The sequence below is a fragment of the uncultured Amaricoccus sp. genome, from assembly GCF_937858865.1.
GTDB lineage: Bacteria > Pseudomonadota > Alphaproteobacteria > Rhodobacterales > Rhodobacteraceae > Amaricoccus.
Genome location: NZ_CALLYO010000468.1, coordinates 1 through 9,049, shown reverse-complemented (window position 1 = coordinate 9,049; position 9,049 = coordinate 1). Strand labels below are relative to the sequence as shown.

Genomic DNA, 9,049 nt, shown 5'->3' with positions numbered 1-9,049 from the left:
GAGGGGTCAAAGTTCGACGCCGATCGGGGGGTAGGATTCCGTGCCGATTGACACCATCGGCTTCCGGGCCCCACATGGACGCCGGCCGCGAACCAGCGTTGCCGTGATTTCCGAGCGTTGGCGTACGGACCCAGGTCCTCGGCGAGGAGGACCATCCGATGCCGACGACGCCTGTCACGACCATCGTTCCCAAGACCCCTGGCCTGCTGACACGGCAGGAGCTTGCCGACCTCGTGAACGTCGGCATCAACGAGATCCCGCGCCTCCTCGGCCAATTCCATCTGATGCCGATCGAGGGATGCTTCCCGGTCCGCAGCGTCTGGCGCCAGGTGCTGGGCGTCGAGCCGCAGGACGACGAAGATGCTGCGCTGCTGATGGAACAGTTGCAGCCGATCACCTGGGTCGCCGCGCAGATCGGGAAGGGGTCGTCGACGGTGCGCAACAAGCTGAGCGAGGGCACCTTCGAATACCCCGGGCCGATCGCCGACCTCGGCGATCCGGAGAAGACCAGCCGGTCCCGCCGCTGGCTGCCGGCGCAGATCCGCGCGGCACGCAGGGGCGACGCGGTGCCGACCTTCCGGGCCGTCGAGCCCCTGCGTCCCGAGGTCGAAGCCTCCGCCGAGCCTGCCTCCGAGCCGGCGCCGGAGGCCGTCAATAACGCTTTCGCCGAAATCCTGCGCCTTAACGCCGAGAACTCACGACAACGACGGAAATAACTCTCGTCCGTTTCCTTCCGGCACCTGGAAGAGAACGTATAATCGTTACTGCACCCCCGAAAACGACCAATATTCCCGATAACGCTGTTCCAGCGGATGCTAAGAGGACTGCCCGAGTGTGTAAAGATCTGATGATGCTGGACGTGGTCGAGATCGGGGAGACCCACGAGAATCCGAGCTTCCAGCAGTATGCCAAGCAGCTGCTGCTCGTGATGAAATGGCGCGGGTACGAGCGTCCGGACCTCTCCAAAGTCACGGCGGACCTGAAGACCTGGCTCGAGCACGCCCCGAGGTACGACGCGTGTAACGCCACGCTGCTGCGCGATCTGGAGTGGAAGAAGGGGACCTACCAGCAGTACCAGAAGGGCGGGCGGCTGCTCATCGAGCATGTGACGGGCGCCTTTGCAGAAAGGACCGCGCGCAAGGCGATCGACGACGACACCTGGGCGATGCTGGGGAGACGCGCCGACGCTCTCGCCGGGGCCGCGCTGGTCTCCAGCGAACGCCTCCGCGGACTGGCGCGGATCAAGGATGTCTCGCGCGCTGCCGGATTCCAGTCGACGGACCTCACCAACGAGAGGGTGGTTGGCCTCAAGGAGCGGGCCAACAGCGCGAACGAATGGGAGAACGTCAAGCGAGGCGCGGGCCTGCTCGATGACCTCCGGATGTTTCCGACGCTGCTGCCCGTCCTCCCCGAACGACCGATCGGCCGCATCGAGGCCAAGTGGCGCCGGCCGTTCGTCGTGCCCGAGCAGCTCAGGGCGGAGCTCGAGATCTGGTTGAAGGAGGCCACGACCACCTATCCGGAGGACGTGGAGTCGGAGGTCCTGCGTCAGGCGCTGGCGGAGCCGCACTCCGACGGGGCCCGCGGCATCTTCGCGGCGGCGCTCGGCAACTACATCGATGTCCTCGGGACGGTGCGGGATCTGACTGCGGCGAACACGCTGGCCGATCTCTTCACGCCCGAGGACATCATCGCCGTCCTGTCGTGCTGGATCGCGGCGTCACCCCGCCCGGGCGGTCTCGCACCCGGCACCATGTTCCAATACTTCGACGTCATTCGCCTCACCCTGCTGAGGAACGGCCAGCGTGGGCCGGCCCAGCGCCTCAAGGCGACGCTGAAGAACCATCCCGTCCTCAAGCAGGGAAAGGCGGCGCGAAAGAAGATGTCCGCCAAGAACCAGACCTGGTGCCTCGCCCTGATCAACGACCCGCGGAAGACCGAGACGTTCGAGAACCAGCACATCTTCTATGCCGAGCGCGCCAAGGCCACGCTGGACGAGGCGGCCGCCCAGGACTTCGACCTCGTCCGGCTCGCGAACGATCCCGATGCGATGCGCCGACTGTCGGCCAAGAAGCGCGGGCGCGCGAAGAAGCTCATCGGCCGGGCGCGGCGGTTCGGAACCTGCGCCGCCTTCGCGGCGATCGAGCTCGAGGGCGCGCCGCTCCGCGAAGACAATACCCTGTCGCTCACACGCTCCGGGCCGAAGCAGACCTTCTTCGACCATGCGTCCGGGGATCAGCCGCACTATCGCATCGTCATCCCCAACGAGATGCTGAAAAACGGCGCGGCGCTGACCGAGCGCGGCGAGGAGATGCCGCCGATCATCATCGAGAAGCGCGGCCCCGACGATGTCGCCCTGCAGGTCCTGAAGTTCTACTTCACACGGATCCGGCCGCTCTTCCCGCGCGCCCGCGCGAGCAGCGCGGTCTTTCCGAGCGTGGAGTCCGACGCGCCCCACCTCAATGACAAGACCTTCAGCAACTGGCTTCTGAGCTGCTCGATCGACATCGATCTCAGCCTCACCTCGCACAACTTTCGGCACGGGCTCTGCTCGATCCAGATCAACGAGGACCCGAACTGCATCGAGGATCTCGCTGTCTTCCTCGGCGATCAGCCGGAAACGGTGCGGAAGTACTACGCGTTCCTGAAGCGGGATGCGGTGCTCAGCAAGATGCAGGACACGATCGCCGCGCGCCGCGCGACATACCGTGCCGGCCGCGGCCTCGCCCGAAAGCTCGCGGCATGACCCGGCTCGAGCTCCTCGCCCAGCGGCACTGGGGACCGTTTCTGCACCTGCCGGGCCTCGCGGCCCTGCCGGACCCGGCGCTCCGGGCGGCCGACAGCTTCTTCGGCTTCATCGCCGAACATGGCCTCGCCGATCCGCAGCCTGCCGACGTCGCCGTCTGGGCATCGTCGGACGGGGACGAGCCGACCGAGCGGATCGCGCTCCTCTCGACGGCGATGGCCGTCTGCATCCCCGCCTTCGTTCCGCGTGTCGCCGAGGCTGATGCATCGCTGCCTCGCGGCAAGGCAACGACGCAGGCGGGCGCATCCGAACGCGAGACCCTTCCGGACCGTCCCATCTCCTACGACTGGGACCCCATCGCGCCGCCGTCTCGGCGCGCGCCTGTGCCGCGGTCCCTCTCGGTCCATCCATGGGAGCTTCCCGCGGACATGCAGACCGCCCTACGCAGGATGGCGCGCGGGATCCCGGGGAACGACGTCGTGGTCTCGCCGGAGATCACGAAGCGGCTGCGCGAGAAGCTCTGCCAGTTCGCCTGGTCGGCGCAGCGGGCCGGCCTGCCGGTCGAGCTGTCCGAGGAGAGCGTGTGCCGCTACCAGGAGGACGTGACCGCCCGGAGCGCGGCGGGGAAGAATGGCCTGCGCTGGGCGACGGTACGCGCCTCGATCGAGGAGATCGGCCGCTTTGCGCGCTACATCGGAGCGCCCGTCGCGATCTGCCGGATGCTGGCGGACGACCTCGCGATCCTCGAGTCGCGGGAGCGCAGGCAGAAGGCCCTGAAGCATGCGGCGCTGGCGCGGACCGGGAATACCACCCTCTCGCTCCTCGACCAGGCCGACGACCTGCTGGAGAAGGCCGAGGTCGCCGCCACAGCCAAGAAACGTCACCGGATGCGGAATGGCGCCTGCATCCTCGGCCTCTACACCGTGGCGCCGCTGCGGAATGCGTCGGCCGGCCTCGTCTTCGGCGAGACGCTGTTCTGGCGAGCCGAAGCCTGGGTGGTCGACACCGAGATCCAGAAGACCCTGTCGTTCAACCCCGATCCCTTCGTGATGACGCTCGCGCCGCAGCATGGGCGGTTCATCGACGCGGTCCTGCTGGGCGACAGGCCCTCGCGGTACCTCGCGCAGCTTCGGAAGCAGGCGCTCGATGCGCAGCGGCCCCTGTTCGTCCTGGACGACGGCACGCCGGCGGCGCCGAGCTACGTGCCGCGGATCTTCAAGGCGCTGACGGGCAACAGCTTCACCACGACGCGGACGATGCTCCACAGCGGGCTGTCCTCGATGATCGGCATCGCCGGCCGCGACATGGCCATGACCGCCTGCCACCAGACCAGTACCAGGATCGCGGCGAAGTACGAGACCGACCTCGTCGCGACCAGCGCCGTTGCCCGGCGTCAGGGGGTCGCCAGCGAGCGACGGGCTCAGTATGGGCTCGGGCGGACGCTCGAGCTGTGACGCGGGGGCTCGGCGGTCCCTCTTGCAAGCGGATGCGGATGGGGCCGATGACCATGGCCACGGCGAGATCGCCAACAAGGTGTTCCGCGGCGCCTTGGTGCCTCGCCTCGCGGAGATCCTTTCGCGTCGCGCTTGCCAGAGCTGCCGCAAACTCGGCGAGGCGTTGCGCTTGGCGCCGAACCTCTGGGCCTTTGGCGCCGTCGGCCGGTGCGAGGTTCCTGGTCGGCAGGGCGGGCGGCCGACATGCCGATCCTCTACCCGCTGGCGTCGCCGGCATCGAGGGTTGCGCCGCCGGTCGCTCCCGCCACCCGGTCCGCCTGCATCAGAACACGTGGATCCGCGACGACAGCCTCCGGGTGCGTGACGCCGGGACGTCCCCGACGAGGAGGCTGCGGTGGGAACGGTGGCTTGGCTCAGCGCAAGCCGGCTGTCCGCCAGCCGGCTTCCAGAGCCTGCTGCTCGTCACAGAACCAGCGCTCGCCGTTCCGATCGGTAGCCTTGATCCAGGCGGTAGGTGGCCGACGCGTGCTCGGACACCTCCGCAGCTTGCACCGCCTCAAGCGCATCGGCCCAGCGCTCCAGGAAGTCTTCCTGGAAATCCCAGTAGTCGCCGCGTTCCTCGGGCGGCTCGATCAGCCAGACCGCCTCGATCAGGCCGATCTCGTCTGAAATCAGACGCTCGCGAACCTGATCGACATCTTCCGGAAGCCAATCGGCGGCTGCGCGCAATCTCGCGACGTGATTGTCGAAGAGCTCGATGCTCTCCTCGTACGCCGCCTGAGCCGCCTCATCGAGCAGCTTGCCGATTTCCTCTGGTTCCGGAAGTCCAGTCAGCATTTCTTATCACCTTCTCTGCGAGTTTTGCGATGTAGCGCAATTTCCAAGAACATAGGTTCAGAAAGCGGCGGTCTAAATGATACAGCGTAGAACAGAGCGCCTGTTTCGCGAGATTGCGAAGAATCGAGGACGACGCAGCCTGCAAGAGGTAATGACGGAGGCCGCGCTCGCCACGCGAAGAATGAAATTCAAGCCTTCTGCGACCAGACTGACCAAGGGCGAGCGTAGCAGGATGGACGCGATCTTTCGCGGCGCGCTTCTTGGTGCGGATATCGAGGTCGACGAGTCGGGGCAGCGATATGTTCGGATTGATTGGCATGGTATCGATGGCAACGAGCAGAACATCGATGCGTATCGGATGGAAGCGCCGATCGGACAAGACGATCGCGCAGGCGACTTTGGTCTGATAGCGCATGCTCGGATTCCACGGCAGGTCATCGACAGCATGTTTGCGGATGCGCCGACTTTCCGGGAGGGGGAGGAGATGGCCGACGTTATGCGCGCCGCCCTCGAGCATGCCACAAGACACGGGGTAGGAGCACCCAAGAGAATCGCGGCGCGTCGTGCCCAGGGTTCGTTCAAGGTATCGAACGTTCTGGCTGGCCAGCACGGTCAGTGTCGTGCTGAGCTCGACGACTTCCAGCCGCAGGTGGCACCCCGGCCGGAGGAGGACGAGTTCGTTCCTCGGACTTCCTTCCGATCAGGAGCGCCTGTAGCCAAGAAGCAGCCGCCGGCGCGACCAACCGAGGTTCGCAGCAATTGGGACGCGTCGGCACCGGCGCGAAAAAGAGGCCTCGATGCGCGGATCAAGGCCCGGGCTCTCGCGAAAATCGACGACAAGAAAACCAGAGACATTCTTGGGGTGAAGGACACTTCACCTCGCCTGTTCCGACCATACGGGGGGCGGGATCGTGACGAGCCTTAGACCCCTCGTGAGTTCGCGGCGAAACCTTCGCCTGCCATCGTGGAGGATCACCTTCGTCCATGAGCCGCGGGCCGCTTCGTCGCACTGCCAGGTGCCTCCGCCTCGCTCGGCGCCACGCTGACCATTCTCGGGTGCACCGATCCCATGAAGCCGAATGCGGACTGGTCCAATGACGAGCCCGTCGCCGTCGACGACCCCCCGGGATGCCTATGATAACGTCGGCCGCGGCGTGCGCCGGCGCGGAGATCAGGAGGGCGGCAACCGCCAGGATTGCCAGCCTCATGATGCCCTACCTTGGTGACGCGTTTCGACGCCTGCCTTTGCAGGGTGCCCTGAGTGAGGGATACTCCGTCTCGGCAGAGGACCGGGTATGGGTGTCATGCTGGCCGCCGCTTTTGATGGCTCTCGAGGCAGACCCGCCCGGTCCCGAACCCGCTTCGACCGCTGATTAGGCTCCGCGGATCATCGCTGTGTAGGGCGAGGACGGCGCAGGCGGGATGCCGATGGAGGGTCACGACAGGGAGGCGCGCCGACGCATTCCGTTCCTCGGGACATATGGCAAGTCGGTCGCTGGGGTGTCTATGCCAGATCGGCGATCCGCTGGATCGTCTCTGGTTCCCTTTGAATCAGAGTGAGATAGGATCTCGCGGCCTTGTCCGGTGCGCTCCGGCCAGACTCCCATCGCTGCAGGGTATCGAGCTCGAAGCCGAAGCGAAGGGCGAACTGCTCCTGGGTGAGGTCGAGAGACCTGCGGATGGCAACCACGCTGACGGTCTTCGGCGTCGACCTGAGCGATGCCGTCACCCCAGCCTCGGCGAGTTCGGCTGCGAGCGCTCCGACGTCCTCGACCGTCGGAAGATGAATGTAGCTCCGCGCGGTCTCCAGAATCGCTTCGACCGCACGCTTGGCCTTGAGCAGCGAAACGCCCCGACGGGCCAGCGCCTTGGCTGCAGAGATAACGTCGATCCGATCGAGCCCTCCTGCTGCCGAAAGCACGAAGTCCTCAGCGGAACCGGAACCGACGCGGTCGATGTCCCGGACGGGCCCCAGTCGTTCGAGCCGCTCCCTCAACGACGATCTCGTCATAGTCCATCTCCTTCATCACCCGTCGCGCGATGGTCTCGATCGTCGCCTTCGTCAGCAGTCCTGCCGGCCCTCGCACCGCGACATGGACCCCGGTCACCAGGAGACTGCGGCCGCTTTCGGCGATCTCTCCCATAAGCTCGATGGAGCCTCCGGGGATCGCGATGCGCGCCGTGACGACCTCCCCCTCCGATGCGTCGTAGACGATCTCGATCGTGACATCTTCTTCGCTTAGCCGCATAACATATACGCTATTTGCATAGTGGTTCAGGCGGTCATCGTCAAGGTCGAGAGCTGATCGGAGATTGGCCTTTTCGACTCCTCCGTAGGAATTCCTACGGATCAGCCTTCGAGGCAAGACTCGGCGCCGCTTGCGAAGACATTGAATTAGATAGCCTTCGCAGGCCGCCGAGTCACGCGGACAACGCCCTATGTCCCCAGGAACGGAATGCGTCGGAGGCGCGCATGGAGGTTTTCATTGGCGTGGATGCCGCCAAGGAGGCGCACTGGGCCTGCGCGGTCGATCGCGACGCGCGGGCGCTGTTCAGCCGCGCGGTCACGAACGACCCGGAGGGGATCGCGGGGCTGCTCGCCGAGATCGCCGCGTTGGAAGCGGGACGCGTCACCGTCGCGCTCGATCTGCTCGGCGGCTCGGCGACGCTTCTGTGCGCCATGCTGGCCGACGCCGGCCTCGCCGTGGTCCACGCCCCCGGCCTCGCGGTCAACCGCGCCCGCCAGGGCATGCGCGGCGGCGAGAACAAGTCCGACCCGCGCGACGCGGCCACCATCGCCGAGTTGGCGCGCACCCGGTCCGACCTGCGCGCCGTGGAGATCGAGGCCGAGATCGACGTGGACATCCGCCTGCTCGTCGGCCGGCGCCGCGAGATCGTCGTCGACCAGACGCGCCGCCTGGCACGTCTGCGCGACGTGCTCTCCTCGCTGTTCCCCGCGCTGGAGCGGCGCGTCGACGTCACCACCAAGGCGGGCCTCGTCTTCCTCAGCCTCTTCGCCGCGCCTCACGAGCTGCGGCGCGCGAACCCCGCGCGGATGGCCCGCCAGCTCGCCAGGGCCGCGAAGAACCTGCGCGGCGTCGACGCCCTGGCCCGCGACGCGGTCGATCTCGCCCGCGCCCAGAGGACCGACGTCCCCGGCGCCGAGACTCGCGCCCGGCTGGTCAAGGAGCTCGCCGCCGAGGCATTGCGTGCCCGCGAGGCGCGTGCCCGCCTCGATGCCGACCTCGAGGCTCTGCTCGCGCGCCACCCTGACGCGGCCCTCATCCAGAGCCTGCCGGGGATGGGGGTCGTGCTGACGGCCGAGTTCATCGCCTGCGCGGGAAACCGCGCCCGTTTCCAGAGCGCCGACGCCCTCGCCGCCGCGTCCGGACTCACGCCCGTCCTGCGCCAGTCCGGAAAGTCCCGCGCGATCCGACGTTCCACCGGCGGCGACCGCGGACTGAAGCGCGTCTTCTTCCAGTCCGCCTTCGTCGCGCTCTCCCATCCTGAAAGCCGCGCCTTCTACGATCGCAAGCGCGCCGAGGGGAAACGCCACAACCAGGCCGTCATCGCCCTGGCCAGACGACGCGTGAACGTCCTCTGGGCCATCCTCAGCACCAGACAACCGTACCGGGAAAACACCAAACTCGCCGCTTGACTGGAGCATTAGGCTCCCTCGTCTTCCTGGAAGTACCACGAGTATCCTTGGCGGAGGGCAATCTCATCCGCGATCGCCATCAGGCGGGAGCGTTCGACATCGTTGAGGCTCGTGGACCGGGCGAGCTGCCCGATCCGGAGGCCGGCTGACGGTCCGCAGGCGTCGATGAGCTCCTGCGCCACCTGCTTGACCGTCGCCTCGTCAAAGCGACATCGAGCAGCAAGCGGAAGCGCTCGAGCCGCTCCGGCGCGACGACGCAGTCATTCCAGCGGGGTGTGTACTCACCGTGCACACTACACGTGTCAACGGCGGAGGAAAAACCAGCCACCGGGCGGCGCAATATTCTGCCATCTC

The 9,049-nt window shown here is 66.6% G+C and carries 7 protein-coding genes; 5 read left to right on the top strand and 2 right to left on the bottom strand.

Annotated elements, in window-relative coordinates; translation table 11 throughout:
• Nucleotides 1-158: 158 nt before the first annotated feature.
• From Q0112_RS13790 to Q0112_RS13780, 3 genes are all read left to right on the top strand, one after another.
• A complete protein-coding gene (locus tag Q0112_RS13790; protein ID WP_297976221.1) occupies nt 159-716 on the top strand; it encodes a hypothetical protein in 558 nt (185 codons plus the stop codon).
• Between the two features lie 131 nt (nt 717-847).
• Nucleotides 848-2,746 carry a hypothetical protein gene (locus Q0112_RS13785; protein ID WP_297976219.1) on the top strand — a complete coding sequence of 633 codons (1,899 nt, stop codon included), beginning with the start codon at nt 848-850 and terminating at the stop codon, nt 2,744-2,746.
• Complete coding sequence (locus tag Q0112_RS13780) at nt 2,743-4,200, top strand: hypothetical protein (RefSeq protein WP_297976218.1); 1,458 nt, start codon at nt 2,743-2,745, stop codon at nt 4,198-4,200. The genes Q0112_RS13785 and Q0112_RS13780 overlap by 4 nt, the downstream gene beginning before the upstream one ends.
• Nucleotides 4,201-4,662: 462 nt before the next feature.
• Here Q0112_RS13780 and Q0112_RS13775 read toward each other — a convergent pair whose 3' ends face one another.
• On the bottom strand, nt 4,663-5,037 hold the full coding sequence (locus Q0112_RS13775) for a hypothetical protein (protein WP_297976216.1): 375 nt from the start codon (nt 5,035-5,037) through the stop codon (nt 4,663-4,665).
• A 151-nt stretch (nt 5,038-5,188) separates the two neighbouring features.
• Here Q0112_RS13775 and Q0112_RS13770 point away from each other — a divergent pair, with 151 nt between their 5' ends.
• Entirely contained in the window at nt 5,189-5,962 is a 774-nt protein-coding gene (locus tag Q0112_RS13770; RefSeq protein WP_297976214.1) for a hypothetical protein, read from the top strand.
• Nucleotides 5,963-6,541: 579 nt separating this feature from the next.
• On the opposite strand, the gene Q0112_RS13765 is transcribed toward Q0112_RS13770, so the two are convergent.
• The gene (locus tag Q0112_RS13765; RefSeq protein WP_297976212.1) at nt 6,542-7,033 is read right to left on the bottom strand and encodes a type II toxin-antitoxin system MqsA family antitoxin; all 492 of its coding nucleotides are present in this window, start codon (nt 7,031-7,033) and stop codon (nt 6,542-6,544) included.
• Between the two features lie 477 nt (nt 7,034-7,510).
• Between Q0112_RS13765 and Q0112_RS13760 the strand changes: the two genes are divergently transcribed.
• Nucleotides 7,511-8,695, top strand: coding sequence for an IS110 family transposase (locus tag Q0112_RS13760; protein ID WP_297976210.1), 1,185 nt, complete (start codon nt 7,511-7,513; stop codon nt 8,693-8,695).
• The last annotated feature ends 354 nt before the right edge of the window (nt 8,696-9,049 follow it).